The following is a 21,711-nucleotide window of genomic DNA, read 5'->3' as shown; positions in this document are numbered from 1 at the left end:
GCATGGGCGATAATCGCATTCATAAGGTGTGTTTCTGCTGGGCTGCCCAGGGCGCCAGCATAAAGCTGAATGCCAGGCCCAGGCTGACCGATAAACCGAAATTACTCACGGCCGGTGTGCTCGACACCGCCAGCAGGCCGAACGACAACCAGGTTGTCAACGCCGCCAGCAGTGTTCCCAAGAGGCTGACGGCCGGGCCGCCGATCTGCTCGCGCATCAAGATCGCGTAGTCAACGCTGATGGCCGTGACCAGCAACAGGCCAAACAGGCTGAACAAGGTCAGCGGCTGGCCCAGCCAGCCGAGGCTGGCCAGGCTGCACAGCGCGGCCAGCAGGGGCAGGGCGACGATACGCAAGGCGCCGCCAAAACCGAAGGGCGCAATCAGCAACAGCACGATCAGCACGCACGACAGCAACTTCAATTCGGCTGCGCTGATTTGCGTGTCGGCAAACACGCGGTTCAAGTCGCCCAAGCGATCGACCAGTTGCACGCCGGGCAAATCCAGCGCCTGCACCCGCAGCAACGCCGGGTTGTTCAAGCCTTGCAAGCTGACCATGGCCGCCACGCCGCCGTCGACCGGGCCGAGCCAGAGCGTGCGCCAGGGTTCGGCCAGCGGGCCTTGCAGCGCTGCGTCAATGTCTTGAGTGGGCAGCGCCTGCAACTGCGCGACTTCAGCCTGCAGGGCACTGACGGGCACGCCGAGGTCCAGCAGCGGTTGCCAGTGTTGCGCCAGAGTGTTCAGCGCATCGCGCAGTTGTTGCTGCTCCTCGGGCAGGTTCACCAGTTGACTGAGCGCCAGGTAACCCTGGAGCTTGTCCATGTTCACCAACTGATCCAGGCGTTTGCCCAAGGCGGCCTGGCGTTCCAGCAACTGCTGCTGATTATCTGCGCGCACCAGGAAAAACTGGCTGGTGGGCTGGAACCCGGTGATGCGCGCTACGGCCTGTGCTTCCTGGAGCAATTGCGGCGGCGCGCCGATCCATTGGCGAATATCGTTCTTGCTGTTGAGCTGCCCCAGGCCGGCGGCGCAGAACACCAGCACCGCCACCAGCAGCACTGAACCGGGCACGCGTTTGATCAAGGCGGTACGCAGTTGCCATAGGGCCTGGGCGACACGCAGCGGCCATTGCGCCGGGCGCAGCTCCACACCCTTGAGCAGCGCAGGCAGCAGGCACACCGCACACAAATAAGCCCCCACCAGCCCGGCGGCGGAGAACACCGCGATTTGCGTCAGCGCCGGGAAGGGTGTCCAGGCCAGCGCCAGGTAGCCGATGCAACTGGTGGCCAGGCTCAGGCTCAGCCCCGGCAGGGTCAGGCGCAACGCCGGCCAACTGCGCCAGGGTTGCAGGCTCCAGCTTTTGGACAGGTAGTGCAGTGGGTAATCCACCGCCACGCCGATCAGGCTGGAGCCCAGCACCAGGGTCATCACATGCATATGCCCAAACAGTGCCACACAAGCGACTGCGCCAAACAGCATGCCCACCAGCACCGGCACAAATGCCAGCAACACCCTCCAGCGTCGGAAAGCCAGCAACAGCAACAACAGGATGCCGATGGTTGCGCCACCGCCGACCCAGGTGATTTCCCACGTGGCTTGCTGCTGCCCATTGGCCGCGTAGAGCAAGCCGCTGGCGGCGAGCAATTGCGCGCCGTGCTCACCCGCCTGCTCGCGGCTGGCCTGGAGTAAATCCGCCACTTGCAACGGCAATTTCATATCGAAGGCATTGCCGTTGGTGCGTGCCCGCACCAGCACCCAGCTTTGGCCGTCGGCTTCGGCGATCAAGGCGCCGCTGCCGATGTCCAGCTGAACCGCGCCGTGTTGTGGCTGGCTGTTCTGGATACGCCCGGTCAGGCCGAGCCAGTCGTCCTGGCTCGGCACCAGGCTGAAGCCGGTGAACGGGTCGAACAGCGCTTGCACCCGTTGCTGGATAAAGGCGTCGGGGCGTTCGATCAGTTGCTCACGGTCGTTGGCCGAGAGCATCGACAAACGCCCACGCAGCAGTTGCTCGCGCAACGCCGGCAAGTCGGCTTGCAGGTTCCATTGCACCTGTTCAAACAGACCGCTGGCCTGCCAACGCTCGCCCATTTGCTGCGCCGCGGCCAGTGCTTGCTGGCGGTCGGCATGGCCCACCAGTACCAGCATCTCGCGGTTCAGCGGTTCTTGCATACGCTGTTCGGCCTGCTGTTCCAGAGCGTCCGGCGTACTGCCCGGCACCAGTTCCATCAGGTTGGCCGACAACGGCGCGCCATCGCGCCACTGCCAGCCGGCCAGGGCCAGCACGGCCACCAGCAGGATCAGGAACAGGCGCGGCAGCAGGCGCTCACTGGGCAAAGTCGTGTTGCTCCGCATCGCTCAAGGGTTGGTCGGCCGTGCTGTCCTGCATACGCAATACGGTGCTGTCGCCCTGGGTTTCCAGCAGCTCGATGGTTTGCACCAGTTCGCCGCCGTCGATATTGATCCGGGTGAACACTTGCTTGAGCAGCAATGAGCGCGGGGTCAGCGTGAGCTTCCAGTTGTGGGGCTGGCCTTGCAGTTGCAGTTCGAAGTCACGCTGCAAGCCGCTGCTGTCGCCCTGGAGTACGGCGAGAAACAGGCGATTCTGTTCGGCCCCGGCGCTCTTGTTCGGCAGCGGTTGCCAGCCGTTGGCGTCACGCCGGGCGATGCCTTGGCCTGTGATGCGGTAGTCCTGTTGCAGCGGGGTCTTGAGCAGCCATAACAGGCCGTGGTCCTTGGCGAGCACGAAGGTGCCTTTGCTGACCAGCGGCTGGGGCAGGGCGCGCAGGTGTTTTTCCTGAGTGAAGCTGCCGTGGATGACAGAGGGTTTTGCAAGCTGATCGCTCAACTGCTGCAAGTCGAACGCCTGGGCCAAGCCTGGAACGCCCAGCAGCAGGATAAGCACAATCCCTGTGGGAGCGGGCTTGCCCGCGAAGAACCTGAGGACGCTGCGTAGTGTCAGGCGTCGTGCGTTATCGTTAACGACCATCGCGGGCAAGCCCGCTCCCACAGGGGTCAGCATTTCAGGGCCCTTTCTACGGCATCGGTGAATATCTTGGGCGAGGCAAGTTGCATCTCGCGGTTGGCGATTTGCACCGCCACTTGCACGGTGCTGGCGCGGGTCAAGCGCTCGCCGCTCGCCAGGTCAGTGATCAGGTAGTTGACCTTCAAACGGTTCTCCCACTCCACCAGGCTGGCACGCACATTGAGCGTCTGGCCGAAGGTCGCGCCACGTACATAGCGTAGCTGCATGTCGATCACCGGCCAGGCGTAGCCGGACTCGAGCATCGCCGTGTAGTTATGGCCGATCTTGTCCAGCAGCGCACAGCGCGCCACTTCCAGGTACTTCACGTAGTGCCCGTGCCACACCACGTTCATGGTGTCGATATCGAAAAACGGCACGAGGATTTGCGTGTCGCAGTGCAATACGCCGGGGCTACGCATGCAGCCTCCAGTGTTGCGCGGCGATGCGTTGCAGGCACAGGCGCAGTTCGCCTTCCAGGGCACGGTCTTCGATGACTGGCGGGAAGTCCAGGGCCAATTCTGCGTGCATTGCGGCCAGTGCCGGTGGCAGCGCTCGGGCATCTTCTGCTTGGGCGCGCAGCCACACGCCCTGGTTGGCGGCGAGCAGGGTGGCGGCGGCTACTTGTTCGGTCAGCTCCAGTACGCGGATTGCATCGCGGGCAGCGATGGTGCCCATGCTCACCTTGTCCTGGTTGTGGCACTCGGTGGAGCGTGAGAACACACTGGCCGGCATGGTGTTCTTCAATGCTTCGGCGGTCCAGGCGCTGGTGCCGATCTGCACGGCCTTGAAACCGTGATTGATCATCGCGCGGTCGGCGGGGGCGCCCGAGAGGTTGCTTGGCAGGCCATGGTTGTAACGCACGTCCACCAGCAGCGCGAGCTGGCGGTCGAGCAGGTCGGCGACGTTGGCCACCAGGGTCTTGAGGCTGTCCATGGCGAAGGCGATATGCCCGCCGTAGAAGTGCCCGCCGTGCAGCACGCGTTCTGCTTCGGCGTCGATGATTGGGTTGTCGTTGGCGCTGTTGAGCTCGATCTCGATAAATGAGCGCAGCCAGTTCAGGCTGTCGGCCAGCACGCCGAGGACATGAGGGGCGCAGCGCAAGGAGTAGCGATCCTGCAAGCGATGCAGCGGCGCCGTTGGCGCATCAATCGCCAGGTCGTTGCGCAGCCACGCGGCCACTTGCATCTGCCCAGGGTGCGGCTTGGCGGCGAACAGGCGCTCGTCGAAGTGTTCCGGGTTGCCTTGCAGCGCCACCACATTGAGCGCGGTGATGCGCGTCGCCAGGTGCAGCAGGTAGTCGGCGCGGGCGAAAGCCAGGCAGGCCAGGCCAGTCATCACGGCGGTGCCGTTCATCAAGGCCAGGGCTTCCTTGGGGCGCAGCACCAAAGGCTCCCAGCCCAGTTCGCGGTGCACGTCGACCGCCGGGCGGCGTTCGCCACGAAACAGCACTTCACGTTCGCCGGACAAGGTCGCTGCCACGTAGGACAGCGGCGTCAGATCACCGCTGGCGCCCACCGAGCCTTCTTCCGGGATCAGTGGCAGCACATCGTGTTCGAGGAAGGCGTGCAGGCGTTCCAGCAGTTCCACGCGTACGCCCGACACGCCATGGCACAGCGACTGCAAACGCGCCGCCAACACGGCGCGGGTGGCTTGGGCGTCGAGCAGCTTGCCCAGGCCGCAACCGTGAAAGGTGTACAGGTGACGCGGCAAGGCTTCGACGTGTTCCAGCGGTACCGCCACCACGCAGGAGTCGCCGTAGCCGGTGGTCACGCCGTAGATCACGCCTTCCTTGTCCAGCAGCGAGTCGAGAAACTGCGCGCCCTTGGCGATGCGCTGACGATAGCCAGCATCACCCTGCAATTGCGTGGGCGCCTGACGGTTGGCCAGGGCCAGCACGTCTTCGATGCGCAAGGGGCGTTCGCCAAAGGTTACCGGCTCAAGATGCGTCGTCATCGGTCTTCCAGAAAGGGTAAAAGTTGAACCATTGTTGGGGCGCTTGCAGGCAGAACTGGCCCAGGCGTGCGGCGTAGCGGGAGGTCCACTCGGCAATCACCTGCTCGCGGGTGCTGCGCTTCCATTCGATCAACGGTGCGAAAGGCTCGATGGTCAGGCGATAGCGGCCTTGGTGTTTGAGGCACATCAGCAGGTTCACCGGGCATTTGAGCAGCCCGGCCAGCAGCCACGGGCCTTGGGGGAACGCAGCCGGGTGACCGAGGAAATCCACGCGCACCGTGCGCCCACCGTGCAACGGTATGCGGTCACCGGCAATCGCCAGCCATTCGCCGTCGTCCAGGCGCTGGCTGAGCAGCAGCATGGTGGCCGGGTCCAGCTCGCTGACCTGGATCAGGCGCAAATGGCTGGCCCCGGCTTCGCCCAACAGGCGGTTGAAACGCTCGGCGTGCTTGGTGTGCACCAACACGTTCATGGTGACCTGTTCACCGATCTCCGCCAGTGCACGGCACACTTCCAGGTTGCCCAGGTGCGCGCCTACCAGCATCTGCCCGCGCTCGCCACGCAGTTGCCCGCGCAATTGCGCCGGGTCGTTGATTTCGATCTGTTCCAGGCCCAGCCTGCCGTTCCATACGTCGAGCTTGTCGAGCAGGGAATCGGCGAAGGCCATGAACTGGCCGAAGACTTTCCGGTGGCTGGGCAGCAGTTCATCGCGCCCACTCCATTGGGCCAGGCGCTGTTGATATTGCCAGGCGCTGTGGCGCGCCGTGCGGCCAAACAGAAAGAAGTAGAAAACGATGCTGTAGAGCAAAGGGCTCAACAGGCGACGACCCAGGACTTTTGCGGCGAGCGCCGTGAGCTTCATCAGCCAGAAGCTGCCGCGTTCCTCGCGGTCGGCCCAGTGCTTGGTGCTGTCGCTCATGCCTGCCACCGTCGCCACAGGATCATCGGCGCACGCACCAACATGCCGAAAAACAGCCGCGTGTGCATGGCGCTGATGCGAACGTTGTCGCGGAACAAGCGAAAGTGCGACAGGCCGTCGGCCGGGTAGTGCACCTGGGTCGGCAGCCAGCGCATCGGTTGGTTGCGCCAGGCCAGGCGCACCAGGATGTCCGAGTCGAAATCCATGTGCGTGCCGATGTAGGCCGAGTCCATCAAGGCCAGGGTTGGCGCCAGCGGGTACACGCGAAAACCGCACATCGAGTCGCGAATCTGCAACGACAGGGTGTTGATCCACACCCATACGTGGGTCAGGTAACGCGCATACAAACGGCCTTTGGGCACGCTGTCGTCGTATTCGGGGTAGCCGCAGATGACGGCGTCTGGGTGCCGGCGCGAGGTGTCGATAAAGGTCTCGACTTCACGCAGGTCGTGCTGGCCGTCGGCGTCCACTTGCAGGGCGTGGGTGTAGCCCTGGCGCGCCGCTTCGCGAAAGCCGGCCATCACGGCGCCACCCTTGCCCTGGTTGCTGGGCAGGGTCAACAGGGTGACGTTGTCGAGGGTGGCCAATTGCGCCAACACCGCTGCGCAGGCCGGGCTGCTGCCGTCGTCGACCAGCAGGCACGGCAGGCCGCTGCCCAGCAGGCTGCGGACCACGGCGGGTACGGCAGTTTCGTGGTTGTACACCGGAATCAGGGCGCAGGGGTTATGCATTCGCAGTCACCAACTGTATGCGACCGCTGGAACAGGCGGCAACGCCGTTACGGTAGGTGAAATAAAGCTTGCTGCGTTCCCGGTCAAAGCGCAGGTGCAGTTCAATCTGATCGCCCGGGCGCACCAGTTGCTGGAACTTGAGTACTTCCATACCGGCGAAGGTGCTCGGCAAGTCGAACAGTTGCTGGCCCAGGTTGAACGCCCATTCCACTTGCACCACGCCCGGCAGCACGGGCGTTACCGGGAAGTGTCCGCTGAAATAGGCCAGGTCCGGCGGAACGCTCAGTTGCACGGTCCATTCGCCATCGGCTTCGACCTGCTCCAGCACTTCGGGGGCTTTTGGCCGGGGAGCCAGCAGAAGTGCTTCGATATCGGCCTGGGGCAGCTTGCCCTGGCTGTTGAGCGGCAATTGGCGCAGCAACCGCCAGCGACGGGGCAGGGCCAGGGCTTCGCAATGTTGGCCCAGGTGCTGGCGCAGGGTTTGGGTGAGCGTGCGCCGGCCCTGGTTGCGCAGGGCATGCAGGCCATCGCTGCTGAGCACCACCAGCGCGCCAAGGGAGGCGCGGTTTTCCTGCACTACACCCAAGCGGGTTTCGGCGACCCAGGGATGGGTCATCAATGCCTGTTCGAGCATCGGCAGGGAGATGCGTTTTTCTTCCAGCTTGACGATGCGGTCCAGGCGGCCCAGCAATTCGAAGCGGCCATCGGCATGGATGCGTGCAGCGTCGGCGGTCTGTTCGATGTGCCCTTCGGGCAGGTACTTTGATGCGATGCGCAGCGCGCCGTCGGCATCCTGGCTCAGTTGCACATCGGCAAACGGCTGCCAGGGTTGCGCGCCCTGGCGCCAGGCGATGCCGCCGGTTTCCGAGCTGCCGAGAATTTCCGTCGGCCATTGCTGCAAGCGGTCATACAGACTGCCGGCGGCTTCAACGGGCAGCGCGCCACCGGAGGAAAACACCCGCGCAACCTGGCTCAGTGCCGGCCAGTCGAGGTTGTCGCCCATGCGTTTGAGCAGCGCCGGGCTGGCGACCCAGGCAAATTGTGGGTGCTCGCGGCTGGCGCGCTGCATGTCTTCGGGGAACGCCAGTTGCTTGCGCACAAAGGTGCGACCTGCGCACAGCGGCCACAGCACGCGAAACAGCAAGCCGTAGATGTGCTGGGTGGCGACGCTGCCGATGATGCAGGCGTCTTTGAGGTCCGCCCCCCACAGGGCTTCCAGCGCCTCCACTTCATTGGCCAACTGGCGCAGGGACTTGTCGATGCGCTTGGGCTCGCCGCTGGAGCCGGAGGTGCACAGGCTCAGTTGGCAGGTGTCCAGGTCGAGAACCGCAGGGCTCAGTGGCGCCTGGTACAGCGCCTCGAGATCAGCGGCTTCGATCAACCAGGCGTCGACGGCAGGATCCCAGCGATGGCGGGTCTGGGGCTGCAGGTCGGCCGGCAGCAGTACGCTGGCACCGGCGCGCCAGGCGCCCAGCAAGGCAATCGCCAGGACGCCTGCGTCTTCCAGGTACACGGCCAGGCGCTGGATGCCTCGCGCCTGCAGGCCGGCCGCCAGGCGCAGGGATGCTTCCCACAGCTGGGCGTGATTCATGTCAGGCTCGGTGGTGACCCAGCGCTGTTGCAGCGGCTCAAGCAACAAGTGCTCAAGTTTCAACCCATTCATACGCGGCCTCGAACCCTTTGTCGTACCAGCCATTCCACGGCAAACAACAGCGCCATCAGCCCGTAGGCGATCAAGCCGTTGTACAACGTCCACCAGCTCAGCGGCGCCCACAGCGTGAGCGCGGCGGCGAGCAAGCCGTTACACAGAAAAAATGCACTCCACACCACGGTGACCTGGCGGGTATACACGATTGCCTTCGGCGGCAGTTGCGGGTCAGTCATGCGTGCCAGGCGCTCGACCATCGGCGGGCCGTATTTCAGGCTCAGGCCGAACAGCGCCAACATGAACGCGCTGACCAGGCTGGGGTACCAACGCAGCCACTGCGGGTTATCGAACCAGGCCAGCAGCACGCAGAACACGATCACCGTCACCGCCATCCAGCGGCTGCCCGGGCGCCGCCCAGCGGTCAGGGCGCGCAACAGCCACAGGCTGCCCAGCAACAGGCCGAATTGCCACGGTGCAAAATGCTCGGTGCCGTAATACACCGCAAAGGGGTACAGCAGCCCCGCCAACAACAGGCCAAGGCCGATCAGCCGGCTCATGCGGCGGGCTGGACCAGACGGTATACCGCCTCAACCACGTCGTTCACCGTGCGTACGGCCTTGAACTCTTCGGCGGCGATCTTCTTGCCGGTCTGGCGCTTGATGTGGTCGATCAGGTCCACGGCGTCGATGCTGTCGATTTCCAGGTCTTGATACAGGTTGGCGTCGAGGGTGACGCGCTCCGGGGGCAGCTCAAACAGTTCCACCAAGGCATCGCGCAGGGTGTTGAAAATATCATCACGAGTTTGCATGGTACGGTCTCAAGCTGCCTGTCGGGCCGTGACGAACGCCGCAAGGCTGGCCACGTTGGTGAAATGATTGCGGGTGTCCTTGGCGTCGGCATCGATCTTGATACCGTAGGTTTTCTGGATCGCCAGGCCCAATTCCAGGGCATCGACCGAGTCCAGGCCCAGGCCTTCGCCAAACAGAGTCTGTTCGCTGCCAATGTCGTCGGCGCTGATGTCTTCCAGGCCCAGGGCCTCGATGATCAGCTCTTTTATCTCGTGCTCAAGGCTTTTTTGGTCGCTCATCTTCGGCGAGCTCCTTAATGAAATAGTGATGCAGGTAATCGTTGAGCTTGCGTGAAGCCTGGGGCGCGGCGCCGAGCGCGGCAAACGCTTGTGGCTCTATATCGGCCCCCACGCGCAAACTGAAGTGAAATCGACGTTTGGGGATGCGATACCAGGGTTCGGCCTTGGTCAGGGTGGTGGGGCTGACCTTGATCACCACCGGGGTGATGATTGTCGCACCCCGCAGGGCAATGGCCGCGCCGCCGCGATGAAAGGCGGGGGCCGCGCCGGGTGTGGTGCGGGTGCCTTCGGGAAAGATGATCAGGGTCTGGCCGGCGCGCAGGGCATCGGCAGCCGCATCGAGCATATCGGCGCTGCCGTCGTTGCTGATGTAGCCGGCATCACGCACCGGCCCGCGGGTGAAGGGGTTCTGGAACAGGCTCTGCTTGACCACGCAGTTGGTCTGGCGCATCAGGCCGATCAGGAACACCACATCGATCAGCGACGGGTGGTTGGCAACGATCATCTGCCCTGGGCGCCCGAGCTTCTCGGCGCCTTCCACGCTGTAGGTCAGCACGCCGACACGCTGCATCAACCGCACAAAGAACCAGAACAGCCGGCTGATGGTGTGACGTGCACGGCGCTGGTGCTGTTCGGCACTGCCCGGCAAGCAACTGAGCAATGGAAACACCAGCAAACGCAGGCACAACCCGCCCACGCCGAACAGGAAAAAGCTCGCGGCGGTAGCGAGCAGGCGCCAGTAATAGGCGTCCCGAGGCTTGTCGGTCAGGGCTTGCGTTGCCAGTTCCATACTCGGTTCTTCCAGGCATGTTGGCAGGCGCCCTGTTCGGTCAGCAGGGTGCGCAGCAGGTTCAGGGCGTGGGGCCACTGGGCGATGGTGGAGGGTTGGACAGTGCCGGTGGTAAGTTCCAGCTGCCACTCGTCGCCCGGTGTGAGCAACAGGCCGAGGGCATAGGGGAACGGTACGTCATGGATCCAGCCGGCGTAGGCTTCGGGCGGCTGTTCTTCAGTGATCACCAGCAGCACCGCCGGGGCGCCTTCGTTGAGCAGTGCGGCGGCTTCGAGGAGGCCGTGCTCCAGGCCATCGCCAACGGCGGCGAGGGCAGTCATCTCGGCGGTTTCATTGCGCAGGATCGACCACAGGCCGATCACCGCGTTGTGCACCGACAGGCTGAACTGGGTGGGCGACAGCGGCTGCTCGTTGGCCAGATCACTGAGGATATCCAGGGTGCGCGGGGTTTCGCCGTGGCGGGAAATGAACACCAGCGGCAGCTCTGCAAGGCCCTCGGCCAGCGGCCAGCCGACGCTGAACGCCATGCGCGCCAGCCGGCTCAAGCGGCGGCGCTGCATAGCTGGCAGAAATGACACATCCGGGCAGGCTTCGCTGACGGGCAGCAACACCGGGTCCCGGCACCAGGCGTGCCAGTCGTGCGCACTCTCAAGGCCAGGAGCCCAGGCGCGCCATTGGGCGATGTTGAAGTTGATCACTGAGAAGTTATCCCGCCCCTGCGGGCTTCCATGTGCGGCCAATGGCCCCGGATTCCGGGACAGAGAGCAATAGCCGAATGGCGCGCATTATCCCGGTGCCGCGGGGTTCTAGCAAATAGTGGTGAAAATTTGTTCACTATTGATCACAAATAAGTTGGAAGAATTTACAGATTGTCGGCGATCACAGGCCAGGCTGGGTCGTCGGAGATTTCCCATTCATTTGTGAGCCAGGCACAGCGTATGGATGAACGAGGTAGCTAACTGGCGCTTTTGCGCTCTACACTCGGTCATTCATTGATACACGGAGGTTTTTCCATGCGGCGCGTGGTGTTCAATCAAAAAGGCGGCGTGGGCAAGTCCAGCATCGCCTGCAACCTGGCGGCGGTCAGCGCCAGCGAAGGTTATCGAACCCTGTTGGTGGACCTCGATGCGCAAGCCAACTCGACCCAGTACCTCACCGGGTTGACGGGCGAAGACATCCCCATGGGGATCGCGGATTTTTTCAAGCAAACATTGTCTTCCGGGCCGTTTTCGAAGAAGAACAAGGTTGATATCTACGAAACGCCGTTCGACAACCTGCACGTCATCACCGCCACCGCCGAGCTGGCAGACCTGCAGCCCAAGCTCGAAGCCAAGCACAAGATCAACAAGCTGCGAAAGCTGCTGGATGAGTTGAGCGAGGATTACGACCGGATTTACCTCGATACTCCACCCGCGTTGAACTTCTATGCGGTTTCTGCGCTGATTGCGGCTGATCGTGTGCTGATCCCCTTCGATTGCGACAGCTTTTCGCGCCAGGCCCTGTATGGCCTGCTGGCGGAAATCGAAGAACTGAAGGAAGACCATAATGAAGGCCTGGAAGTGGAAGGTATCGTGGTCAACCAGTTTCAGGCCCGGGCCAGCCTGCCGCAGCAGATTCTGGATGAACTGATTGCCGAAGGGCTGCCGGTGCTGCCGGTGTACCTGGCCAGTTCGGTGCGAATGCGCGAGTCGCACCAGGAGAGCAAGCCGCTGATCCACCTCGACCCACGGCATAAACTGACGCAGCAGTTTGTGGAGCTGCATAATCTGCTGGAAAATGCCTGACCCCACAGGCAGCGCAGAACACTGTGGGAGCTGGCTTGCCTGCGATGGCATCACCTCGGTGTACCAGGCAGACCGAGTCGCCTGCATCGCAGGCAAGCCAGCTCCCACAGTTTGGATTGCATTTCGGCAGGTGGGTTGGATTTGTCCCACAGGGTCTGTAGGAAGGGTCTGGCAATTGGGCTTGTGCCTTGTAACCTTGCCTACAGCTACGCCAGAATCCGCCGGCTTGTGCGTCTGGATGGGCGTCTCTAAGGTTTGCCGGTCGCTGAATGTTCAGTGATCGGGTTTAGTAGCCCGACCGACCAAAGCATGTGCACCAGCTCCAAAAGCATGGCGTTATCGCCTATCTGATGGTGGCTGTGCGCAGGGCACCTTCGGGTGCGCCGGTCTTTGCTTTGTTCCCCGGTCTACTAACCTGCGTACAGCTGCCACCCTTCGTTTAGTAGCGAAACGGTAGTGGCCCTATCAGGGAACAAATGCATGTCTATCCGTCTTTTCAATGTTTCACCCAACCTCCCCACCGAAGCCCTCGTGCTCAACAGCTACGAAACCTTCTCCTCCGTGCGCACGCTATTACTCAACTTGTCCAACGACCTCACAGGCGAACATCGCGATGTGGCCCTGGCGATTCACCAATTAAGCGAACTGGGTGTCATGCTGGTCGGCCAGATGATGGACCGCGAAGCACCCCTGACCTAAAGCTGAAATGCATTCAATGTGGGAGCTGGCTTGCCTGCGATAGCATCGCCTCGGTGTACCAGGCAGACCGAGTCGCCTGCATCGCAGGCAAGCCAGCTCCCACATTGACCGAGTTGATGGCGGGGGATGTTTATACGCCCTGGCTACGCAACCAGCTCATCAGCTGCGGCAACGGAAACGCCCCGCTCTGGCGCGCCACTTCGCGACCGTTCTTGAACAGGATCAAACTGGGAATAGAACGAATCCCCAACTGCGCCGACAGCTGCTGATTAGCCTCACTGTCCAGCTTCGCCAGCCGGCACTTGCCTTCAAGCTGCCCGGCTGCCTGTTCGAATACCGGCGCAAACGACTTGCACGGCCCGCACCATTCGGCCCACACATCGACCAGGAGCGGCAGGTCGCCCTTGATCTGGCTGGCGTAGTCGCCTTGTTTCAATTCAAAGGGCCTATTCAACAACACCGGCTGCTTGCAACGCCCGCATTTGGGCGCATCACCCAGGCGTTCGCCGGGGATGCGGTTGAGGCCGTTGCAATATGGGCAGGGGATGACAAGAGATTCGGACATCGGGGGCTCCTTGGGGGTGGCTATGGGTTTCAGGACTTACGACGAACAACTAATCTCCAAATGCTTACCCCAATCCGGCGGCCGTTGCGCGTACTGCTCCATCCCCGCTTGCTCTTCAAACGGCCTGGTTAGCACTTCATGCAGCCGTCGCACTTCGCTGTAGTCGCCTGATTCGGCGGCGGCGATGGCGTTTTGGGCCAGGTAGTTACGCAGGATGTAGAGCGGGTTCACCGCATGCATCCGCTCACGGCGCTGTTCCTGGGTGAAATCCCCGTCCCGCGCAACGCGGGCCTTGTACCGCTCGGCCCAGGTATCAAACCCGGCCAGGTCGACAAAGTCGTCACGTAGCCGCGTCACGGCCAGCGCCGCGGATTCATCGCCCAGGCGTCGGAAGAACAGTGTGTAGTCCACGCCGCTGTTCTGCATCAGCTTGAGCAAACTCTCCACCAGCGTCTGGTCATCCTCTTCGGCGGTGGTCAGCCCCAGGCGGCGGCGCATCAGGTCCAGATAGTGGGCTTGGTATAGCGGCAGGTACAGGCCGAGGGCTTCTTTGAGCGCATCAACACTGATAAACGGCGTAAGCGCCTGGGCCAATGCGCTGAGGTTCCACTGCCCGATCGGTACTTGGTTGCTGAAGGAGTAACGCCCTTCATGGTCGGAATGGTTGCAGATGAAGTGCGCGTCAAAATCATCGAGAAACGCAAACGGCCCGAAGTCGAAGGTGATGCCCAGGATCGACATGTTGTCGGTGTTCATCACACCGTGGCAGAAGCCGTACGCCTGCCATTTAGCGATCATCTCGGCATTGCGCTCGACGATTTCGCGGAACATCGCCAGGTACGGCTCAGGCTGCTCGCGGCACTCGGGGTAATGCAGATTCAACACGTGTTCGGCCAGCTCGGCCTGCTGTTCGGGCTTTTTGGTGTAGTAGAAGTATTCGAAATGCCCGAAGCGGATATGGCTATGGGCCAGGCGCAACACCATGGCGCCACGTTCCTGTTTCTCACGCCAGACCGGGGTGCTGGAGCCGATCACGCATAGCGCGCGGCTGCTGGGGATGCCCAGCGCGTGTAGCGCTTCGGATGCGAGGAATTCGCGGATCGAAGAGCGCAACACCGCACGCCCGTCGCCCATGCGCGAGTAAGGCGTCATCCCCGCGCCCTTGAGGTGCAAATCCCAATGCTCGCCGGCGTCGTTGTAGACCTCGCCCAGCAACAACCCGCGGCCGTCGCCCAATTGCGGGGTGTAGCCGCCAAACTGATGCCCCGAATAGACCATCGCCCTTGGTTCGGCTTCGGCCCACAGCTTGTGGCCGCCAAACAGTTCGGCAAACACGGGCGTTTCAGCCACGGCCGGGTCGAGGTCGAGCAGCGCCATGGCGGCCTTGCTTGCCACGACCAGGCGCGGCTCGTCCAGAGGCTCGGGCAGAACGTGGGTTGAGAACGCATCGCCCAGGCGTGCGAAGCGGTTGTCGAAGGTCAGTTCGTCGAGGGCTTTCACCGGCCATCTCCAGCAGAATGTCCGAGCATTCTGCTGGGGATAGGGCGTTTAGTCGAGTTTGCTCGGTGGCGGCTCCGGCGCATCCACCACTTTGCCGGCGGGTGGCTCTGGTGCGTCGGGCTTGTCGACGGGCTCAACGATGGTCTTGCGCTCATCCTCGGCCGGTACCAGTTTGTATTCCTGGCCGTGGAGGTTTTTCAGGTAGATCTCCATCTGCCTGAACGAGATGTTGATGTGCTGTTTCTTGAACTCACGGTTGATAAAGCGGTTGACCTCGTCGAGCACCGGGTTGCGGTCGCCGAGGTCGCGCACATGCATGCGCAGCTCGTGGTCCAGGGTGCTTTCGCCGAAGTTGAGGAAGTACACATGGGGTTCGGGTTCTTTCAGTACCCGCGGGTTTTCCCGTGCGGCTTTGAGTAACAATTCCTTCACCAGATCCAGATCGGAGCCGTAGTCCACGCCGAGTTTCAAGGTGACGCGAGTGATGGTGTCGGTCAGCGACCAGTTGATCAGTTGCCCGGTAATAAAGGTCTTGTTCGGGACGATGATGTCCTTGTTGTCGAAGTCGGTGATGGTGGTGGCGCGAATGCGGATCTTGCTCACTGTGCCCGATAGGTTGCCGATGGTGATGGTATCGCCAATGCGCACCGGGCGTTCGAACAGAATCATGATACCGGAGATGAAGTTGGCGAAGATCTCCTGCATACCGAAGCCCAGGCCCACCGACAGCGCCGCAACCAGCCATTGCAGCTTGTCCCAGCTCACGCCGAGGGTGGACAGGGTGGTGACAAACCCTACGCCGGCAATGATGTAGGACAGCAAGGTGGTGGTGGCATAGGCGCTGCCTTGGGCCAGGTCCAGCTTGGACAGCACCAGCACTTCCAGCAGGCCGGGCAGGTTGCGCGCCAGGGCGAAGGTGATGCCGATGATGATCGACGCGCCGAGCAGGTCGCCGATACTGATGGGCACCATGCTGATATTGGTACCCGTACCGCTGGTGTATTCGTACAGGGTGACGTTATCCAGGTACGAAAACACCGAGATCAGGTCCGACCACACCCAGTACAGCGCCGCGATAAAGCCGCCGAGCAAGGCCAGGCGGATCAGGCGCATGGACTGTTCGTTGACCTGTTCGATGTCCAGGGTCGGCTCCTCGATCACCGTTTCGCCATCACCGGCTTCCTTGGCGGCCTGGCGTTTGGCCAGGGCGCGGGCATAGGCCAGGCGCCGGGCGGCCACGCCGAGGCCGCGCACGAAGGTGGCTTCGATCACCAGCCAGAACATCAGCAGGTACAGGGTGTTGATCAGCCGGTCGCTGAGTTTCAGGGCGGTGTAGTAGTAGCCAAAGCACACGGCGATGAACAGCGCGATCGGCAGGGCGGTGAACACCAGCCCGATGGCCTTGCGAAACAGCGAGGCCTTTTCATGGGTGGGGCTGTTGAGCAGCAGGCGACTCAGCAGCCACGCCATCAAGCCATAACAGGTGAGCACCACGGCGATGCCCAGCACGTCTTCGGCCAGTGCCGCCGGTTGGTGTTCGGCAATCGCCACCACTGCCACCAGGGCCAGTACCACCAGCCCGAGCTTGCGTATCCAGCCCTGGAGGAACTGGACCTGAGGTTTCTCCCAGCGAAAGTGCAGCTCGGCCACGCCGCCCGGCGCAAGGATGCGGTAGGCGGTGTAGAACACCAGCCACGCCTGGGCGATCTGCAGCAGGGCCGAGCCCAGGTTGGCGTTTTGCCCGCGGGCGTCGATCTGCAATGCATAGCCGCACAGCGCCAGGCCCAGGGACACCGGCATTGCCAGCAGGATATTGATCAGGATCGCCTGTGGCGTATGCCACTGGCTGTCGCGCTTGAAGTGACCGATGTCCAGATGGACCTTGTTCAGGCGCTGATACAACGCCTTGCGCCGCCACAACAGCGCGCCGAGCAACAGCAGCAGCGGCAGGAACAGCAACGGGCGCTGGGTCAGGCCGTCATACAGTTCGCTGACACTGGACGCCCAGGGCAGCGTGGCGACTTGCTTGCTCAGGTGCGCCGGCACGGTTTCCAGCCATTCGGTGTCCAGCGGCTTGTTGCTCGGGATCCAGAACATCTGCTCATCAAGCGTGGCGCGCAGTGTAGTGGCGGTGCTCAACAGTTGCTTCTGGTTCAGTTGCAGGGTGATCGATTCGTTCAGTAGCGCACTCAGCTCGCGGCTCAGGCGCTCCAGCAGGTCGCTGCGGGTGATCGCCAGTTCCAGCAAGGTGCGACGCAGTTGCGGCGTGACTTCGTCCGGTGGCTGGTTGGCCAGCAGGTTATCCACATAGGCGCTGGGGGAACTGATCAGCTCACGCTGCTGGTTGACCTCGAACTGGTACAGGCGAATGTTGGCGATATCGTCGGCCAGGTCGCGGTCGACGGTAAGGCGCGGCAGGGCCTGTTTTTGCTTATACAGAATCTTGGAAAGCAGCAGGCTGCCCTTGAGCACGTTGATCTGCTCGTCCAGGGCCGAATCGCTCTGGTTGACCGTGTCCAGTTGCTGCTTGGTCTGCAGGTTCTTCTGGGTCAGGTCATTGAGACGGTCAGTGCTCTTGAGCAGGTAGTCGGACAGCTTCAGGTTGTCGGCGCTTTCCTTGGCAAGGATGCTGCTGCCCCCGGCTTTCTGGGCTTCGATGGACTGTTGCGTCACCGTCTGCTGGGACTGGGCCAGGCGTTTCTGGTTGATCAGGGTTTGCAGGTCCTGGATTTCCTGCTCCAGGCGCGCGGTTTTTTCCTGGATCAGGTCGTGCTGGCTGTTGCCCAGGTCTTGCAACTGGCTGTTGCCGGCCAACTCCTGGCGGCGCAGGGGGATCAGCGCATTCAGGGCTGCCAGTTCAGCGTTCAACTGGTTGCGCTGGTCGCCGCTGAGGGCTTTGCCGTTGTCTTTGCCCAGCTTGAGCGTGGCATTGATCTGCTGGATGCGCGTCTGGCTGCTGCTGATTTCGGTCTGGGCGCGCTCGGGGCGGGTCTGGGCGGCGATGGTCAGGCTGTTGGCGTCGGCCAGCTCTTTTTGCAGGTCGCCTTGCTGGGTGCTGCGTTGCACCAGCAATTGCTCAAGCTGCGGCACGGGCAGCGAGGCGTAGCGTTGGGCTACCGGGATGATTTTGGTGGCCTTGAGCCGGGCCAGCTCGCGCTGGTTGTCGGCGGTCTGGCGTGGGGCCTCTTCCAGCTGGCGCTTGAGATCGGCCAGGCGCTGCTCGTAATCCTGCTGGTTCGCCAGGTACGTCAGGGTCTGCTGCAGGATGCCCTGCAACGCCTTCATGTCAGCGTCGGGCAGCTTGCGGTCGGGCAGTTTATCCAGGGTTTGCTGGATGGCGTCGGCGCTGGGCGGGTCGGCAGCGTGAACGGCGCCGACGCAAAGGGTCAGGCCCAGCAGGGCAGTGGCGATAAAAGTGCGCAGGGTTGGCATAGAGACCGGTCTTGCAAGGTGAAGAATCGGGGCGTTGTTGCCCCGCAGTTTAGAGGAAGAGTCCGGGGCCCGGGCGACTTCCTTCGGGGAATCTGACGCCGACTTTGCCAATCTTGTTCCCGTCCATGACCGCGACAGTCCAGATGGTGTTGTTCCATTCCACCTGGTCGCCCACCACCGGTGCACCGCCGACCTTCTGGGTGATGAAGCGACTCAGCGGCATGTCCGGGTCGATACCCTCGAGCTTGAGCCCGTACAAGGCCGAAACCGCGCCCAGCTGGGCGTCGCCTTCGAGCACGAAGTCGCCGAAGAAGCGCAAATCGAGGCCCCGTTGCGGTGCCTGGCTGAACAGTTTGCCCAGGGCCGGCAGGTTGTGTTCGTGGCCGATTACACAGAGCAAATCGTCGACTTCCAACACCGTACTACCCGACGGATGGAGCAGTTGCTGGCCCCGGAACAGTGCAGCGATGCGCGTGCCTTCGGGCATTTTCAGCTCGCGCAGGGCCGCGCCGATGCACCATTTTTCCGCGCCCAGGCGGTAGACGAACAGCTCCCACTCGCTGGTGACGTGTACTTCCAGGGCTGCGCGGGAAATCGGTGCCGGGTCCGGTGGTACGGTGACCTTGAGCAACTTGGCCACCCACGGCAGGCTTGTGCCCTGCACCAGCAGCGACACCAGCACGATAAAGAACGCCAGGTTGAAGTACAGCTGCGCATGGGGCAGGCCAGCCATCAGCGGGAACACCGCGAGGATGATCGGCACCGCGCCGCGCAGGCCGACCCAGGCGATAAAGGCCTTTTCGCGACCGTGGAATGCCTTGAACGGCAGCAGGCCAACCATCACCGAAAGAGGCCGCGCAAACAGGATCATCCACAGCGCCAGGCCCAGTGCGGGCAGGGCGATGGGCAGCAGGTCATGGGGCGTGACCAACAGGCCCAGCACCAGGAACATGCCGATCTGCGCCAGCCAGGCCATGCCATCGAGCATATGCAAAATGCCATGGCGGCTGCGCACCGGGCGGTTGCCAATCACCAGGCCGCACAGGTACACGGCCAGGAAGCCGCTGCCGTGCAGGGCGTTGGTCAGGGCGAAAACGAACAGGCCGCCGGCGATTACCAGAATCGGGTACAGGCCGTTGGCCAGGTTGATGCGGTTGACCAGCTGCAGCATCAGCCAGCCGCCGCCCAGGCCCACCAGGCCACCGATGCCGAATTCGCGAATCAGATGAGTCAGCAGGCTCCAGTGCAGGCCGGTCTGGCCGCTGGCGAGCATGTCGATCAGGGTGACGGTAAGGAACACCGCCATCGGGTCGTTGCTGCCGGATTCGATTTCCAGGCTGGCGCTGACCCGTTCGTTGAGGCCCTTGCCGCCCAGCAGCGAGAACACCGCTGCAGCGTCCGTGGAGCCGACGATGGCGCCGATCAGCAAGCCCTGGATGATATTGAGGTCGAACAGCCAGGCCGCCGCCATGCCGGTGAGGCCGGTGGTAATCAACACCCCCACCGTGGCCAGGGACAAGGCCGGCCACAGCGCCACGCGGAAACTCGCCACCCGTGTGCGCAAGCCGCCGTCGAGCAGGATCACGGCCAGGGCGAGGTTGCCCACCAGGTAGGCAGTCGGGTAGTTATCGAAAATGATGCCGCCGCCATCGACACCGGCGGTCATGCCCACGGCCAGGATGATCACCAGGATCGGGATGCCCAGGCGGGACGAAAGGGAACTCACCAGAATGCTTGCACTTACCAGCAACGCGCCGATCAAGAACAGGCTGTTGATGGTCGTCGCATTCAAAGGCAGTACTCCAGAGCAGGGAAGACGGGGCGCAAACTGACCATGCAGTCTGCGTGCCAGCGATTCTAACCTGTTGAATTGCTGCGCTGTCAAAAAGCTTTTTCTGAATTTTTGCAGAAGCAAATGTGGGAGGGGGCTTGCCCCCGATAGCGGTGGGTCAGCCACAGATAAGTTGACTGATATACCGCAATCGGGAGCAAGCCCCCTCCCACATTTTCAAGTGCCGTCAGTTAGAGGCGGAAGCGGCCTACCATCCCATTCAGATCCACTGCCAGGCGCGACAATTCGCTGCTCGCGGCGCTGGTCTGGCCGGCGCCCGTAGCGGATTGCACTGACAGGTCGCGAATATTCACCAGATTACGGTCCACTTCCCGCGCCACCTGGGCCTGTTCTTCCGCCGCGCTGGCGATCACCAGGTTGCGCTCGTTGATCTCGACAATTGCGGTGTTGATGGTATCCAGCGACATGCCCGCGCCCTTGGCGATGTTCAGCGTCGATTCGGCCCGCTCGGTGCTGTTTCGCATCGAATCCACTGCGTGCTCAGTACCCGTCTGGATACTGCCGATCATGCGCTCGATCTCGCTGGTGGATTGTTGCGTGCGATGGGCCAGCGCTCGCACCTCGTCGGCCACTACGGCGAAACCACGTCCGGCTTCCCCGGCGCGTGCGGCTTCAATCGCCGCGTTCAGGGCCAGCAGGTTGGTCTGGTCGGCCAGGCCGCGAATCACGTCCAGCACTTTGCCGATATCCCGCGATTCATTGGCCAGGTCGCCAATCAGGGAGGCGGTGGCCTGCACGTCAGCGCTCATGCGTTCGATGGCGCTGACGGTTTCCTGCACCAGGTCCCGACCATCACCGGCAGAGGTGGTGGCGTTGCGCGAAGCTTCGGAAGTGCTCACGGCGTTGCGTGCGACTTCTTCAACGGCGCTGGTCATCTCGTTGACGGCGGTGGCGGCTTGTTCGATTTCGTTGTTTTGCTGGGTCAGTCCACGGGCGCTTTCGTCGGTGACGGCGTTCAGCTCTTCGGCGGCAGACGCCAACTGAGTGGCGGAGCCGGCGATGCGTTGCAGGGTATCGCGCAGTTTGTTTTGCATCTTGGCCATGGCGGCGAGCAGGCGGCCGGCTTCGTCGTTGCCGTCTACGGTGATCGGGCGCGTCAGGTTACCTTCGGCCACTTCTTCGGCGGCTTCAAGGGCACGGGCGATGGGCAGGGTGATGCTGCGGGTCAGCAACCAGGCGAACAACACGGTCAGCGCCGTGGCAACCACCAGCAGGCCCACCACCAGGTCGAAGGCCATGTCGTATTGGTCTTTGGCTTGCTGGTTGGTGGCGTTGGCGTCGTCGTTATTGATATCCAGCAAGCGGGTCAATACGGCGTTGACTTGCTCGGAGTTGCTCAGCAACTCGGTGTTCAGCAAGTTGCGCAGCTCGTCGACCTGATTGGCGCGTGACAGGCTCTTCATGCGCTCTTCAATCTGGTGGTACTGGCCCAGCAGGCGCACGTATTCGTCGTAGGCGTTGCGCTCTTGAGTGCTGGTGATCAATTTTTCGTAGATGCCCTGGGCCGTGCGAATCTGCTGATTGCGCAACTCGAAGGCTTCCAAAGTCTTTTGCTGTACATCCGGCTCGCGGTTGGTCAGCAAGCGATACGACAGCACGCGCAGGCGCAGGGTCAGTTGGGTGAATTCGTCGAGGGCACGAATGCTTGGCACGCTGGCTGAGGTGATGTCTTCGGTGGCTGCGCGAATCTTGCTCATCTGGTTCAGGGCGAACACACCCAGCAACAACATC

The 21,711-nt window shown here is 62.5% G+C and carries 18 protein-coding genes and 2 pseudogenes; 2 read left to right on the top strand and 18 right to left on the bottom strand.

The annotated features are described in order from the left end of the window. Nucleotides 1-19 precede the first annotated feature (19 nt). Genes TK42_RS07540 through TK42_RS07485 form a run of 12 tightly spaced genes read right to left on the bottom strand, consistent with a single transcriptional unit; the run spans nt 20 to nt 10,846 of the window. Entirely contained in the window at nt 20-2,350 is a 2,331-nt protein-coding gene (locus tag TK42_RS07540) for an MMPL family transporter (protein ID WP_103733932.1), read from the bottom strand. Next, on the bottom strand, nt 2,322-3,017 hold the full coding sequence (locus TK42_RS07535; protein WP_032878290.1) for an outer membrane lipoprotein carrier protein LolA: 696 nt from the start codon (nt 3,015-3,017) through the stop codon (nt 2,322-2,324). The genes TK42_RS07540 and TK42_RS07535 overlap by 29 nt, the downstream gene beginning before the upstream one ends. Then, on the bottom strand, nt 3,011-3,439 hold the full coding sequence (locus TK42_RS07530) for a thioesterase family protein (protein ID WP_032878289.1): 429 nt from the start codon (nt 3,437-3,439) through the stop codon (nt 3,011-3,013). The genes TK42_RS07535 and TK42_RS07530 overlap by 7 nt, the downstream gene beginning before the upstream one ends. Continuing rightward, complete coding sequence (hutH, locus tag TK42_RS07525; RefSeq protein WP_103733931.1) at nt 3,432-4,973, bottom strand: histidine ammonia-lyase; 1,542 nt, start codon at nt 4,971-4,973, stop codon at nt 3,432-3,434. The genes TK42_RS07530 and hutH overlap by 8 nt, the downstream gene beginning before the upstream one ends. Then, nucleotides 4,957-5,892, bottom strand: coding sequence for a glycosyl transferase (locus TK42_RS07520; RefSeq protein WP_103733930.1), 936 nt, complete (start codon nt 5,890-5,892; stop codon nt 4,957-4,959). Before TK42_RS07520 ends, hutH begins: the two co-directional genes overlap by 17 nt. Then, nucleotides 5,889-6,623, bottom strand: coding sequence for a glycosyltransferase family 2 protein (locus TK42_RS07515; RefSeq protein ID WP_078820105.1), 735 nt, complete (start codon nt 6,621-6,623; stop codon nt 5,889-5,891). The genes TK42_RS07520 and TK42_RS07515 overlap by 4 nt, the downstream gene beginning before the upstream one ends. After that, a complete protein-coding gene (locus tag TK42_RS07510; RefSeq protein WP_103733929.1) occupies nt 6,616-8,286 on the bottom strand; it encodes an acyl-CoA synthetase family protein in 1,671 nt (556 codons plus the stop codon). The genes TK42_RS07515 and TK42_RS07510 overlap by 8 nt, the downstream gene beginning before the upstream one ends. Continuing rightward, nucleotides 8,283-8,828, bottom strand: coding sequence for a hypothetical protein (locus TK42_RS07505; protein ID WP_078820107.1), 546 nt, complete (start codon nt 8,826-8,828; stop codon nt 8,283-8,285). Before TK42_RS07505 ends, TK42_RS07510 begins: the two co-directional genes overlap by 4 nt. Then, nucleotides 8,825-9,079 carry an acyl carrier protein gene (locus TK42_RS07500; protein WP_003187949.1) on the bottom strand — a complete coding sequence of 85 codons (255 nt, stop codon included), beginning with the start codon at nt 9,077-9,079 and terminating at the stop codon, nt 8,825-8,827. The genes TK42_RS07505 and TK42_RS07500 overlap by 4 nt, the downstream gene beginning before the upstream one ends. Before the next feature lie 9 nt (nt 9,080-9,088). After that, nucleotides 9,089-9,358 (bottom strand): phosphopantetheine-binding protein, encoded by a 270-nt coding sequence (locus TK42_RS07495; protein ID WP_005784090.1) that lies wholly within the window; start codon nt 9,356-9,358, stop codon nt 9,089-9,091. After that, on the bottom strand, nt 9,336-10,148 hold the full coding sequence (locus tag TK42_RS07490) for a 1-acyl-sn-glycerol-3-phosphate acyltransferase (protein ID WP_032878283.1): 813 nt from the start codon (nt 10,146-10,148) through the stop codon (nt 9,336-9,338). Before TK42_RS07490 ends, TK42_RS07495 begins: the two co-directional genes overlap by 23 nt. Beyond that, nucleotides 10,124-10,846: a beta-ketoacyl synthase chain length factor gene (locus tag TK42_RS07485; protein ID WP_078820110.1), complete on the bottom strand. Its 723-nt coding sequence runs from the start codon at nt 10,844-10,846 to the stop codon at nt 10,124-10,126. Before TK42_RS07485 ends, TK42_RS07490 begins: the two co-directional genes overlap by 25 nt. A 315-nt stretch (nt 10,847-11,161) precedes the next feature. On the opposite strand from TK42_RS07485, the gene TK42_RS07480 reads away from it, so the two are divergent. Then, nucleotides 11,162-11,932 carry a ParA family protein gene (locus TK42_RS07480; protein WP_032878281.1) on the top strand — a complete coding sequence of 257 codons (771 nt, stop codon included), beginning with the start codon at nt 11,162-11,164 and terminating at the stop codon, nt 11,930-11,932. 480 nt (nt 11,933-12,412) lie between these two features. Further along, complete coding sequence (locus TK42_RS07475) at nt 12,413-12,631, top strand: DUF6124 family protein (RefSeq protein WP_103733928.1); 219 nt, start codon at nt 12,413-12,415, stop codon at nt 12,629-12,631. Between the two features lie 130 nt (nt 12,632-12,761). Here the strand turns inward: TK42_RS07475 and trxC are convergent, their stop codons facing one another. The 6 genes and pseudogenes from trxC to TK42_RS27285 form a co-directional block, all read right to left on the bottom strand. After that, the gene (trxC, locus tag TK42_RS07470) at nt 12,762-13,196 is read right to left on the bottom strand and encodes a thioredoxin TrxC (RefSeq protein ID WP_103733927.1); all 435 of its coding nucleotides are present in this window, start codon (nt 13,194-13,196) and stop codon (nt 12,762-12,764) included. 36 nt (nt 13,197-13,232) lie between these two features. Then, on the bottom strand, nt 13,233-14,696 hold the full coding sequence (gene selO, locus TK42_RS07465) for a protein adenylyltransferase SelO (protein ID WP_103733926.1): 1,464 nt from the start codon (nt 14,694-14,696) through the stop codon (nt 13,233-13,235). A gap of 48 nt (nt 14,697-14,744) precedes the next feature. Then, nucleotides 14,745-18,128, bottom strand: a complete 3,384-nt coding sequence (gene mscK, locus TK42_RS07460) for a mechanosensitive channel MscK (protein WP_103733925.1) — start codon at nt 18,126-18,128, stop codon at nt 14,745-14,747. A 49-nt stretch (nt 18,129-18,177) separates the two neighbouring features. Beyond that, complete coding sequence (locus tag TK42_RS07455) at nt 18,178-19,920, bottom strand: potassium/proton antiporter (protein WP_005784108.1); 1,743 nt, start codon at nt 19,918-19,920, stop codon at nt 18,178-18,180. Nucleotides 19,921-20,150: 230 nt separating this feature from the next. Beyond that, nucleotides 20,151-20,750 (bottom strand): annotated as a pseudogene (locus TK42_RS27290) (methyl-accepting chemotaxis protein); the annotation flags it as partial. A 303-nt stretch (nt 20,751-21,053) separates the two neighbouring features. Next, nucleotides 21,054-21,710, bottom strand: a pseudogene (locus TK42_RS27285) (MCP four helix bundle domain-containing protein); the annotation flags it as partial. Between the last annotated feature and the right edge of the window lies 1 nt (nt 21,711).

The organism is Pseudomonas sp. GZJR-8 (assembly GCF_002916705.1).
In the GTDB taxonomy this organism is placed as follows: Bacteria; Pseudomonadota; Gammaproteobacteria; order Pseudomonadales; family Pseudomonadaceae; genus Aquipseudomonas; species Aquipseudomonas synxantha_A.
The sequence above is the reverse complement of the archived record's forward strand: the minus strand, read 5'-3'. Positions and strand labels throughout refer to the sequence as shown.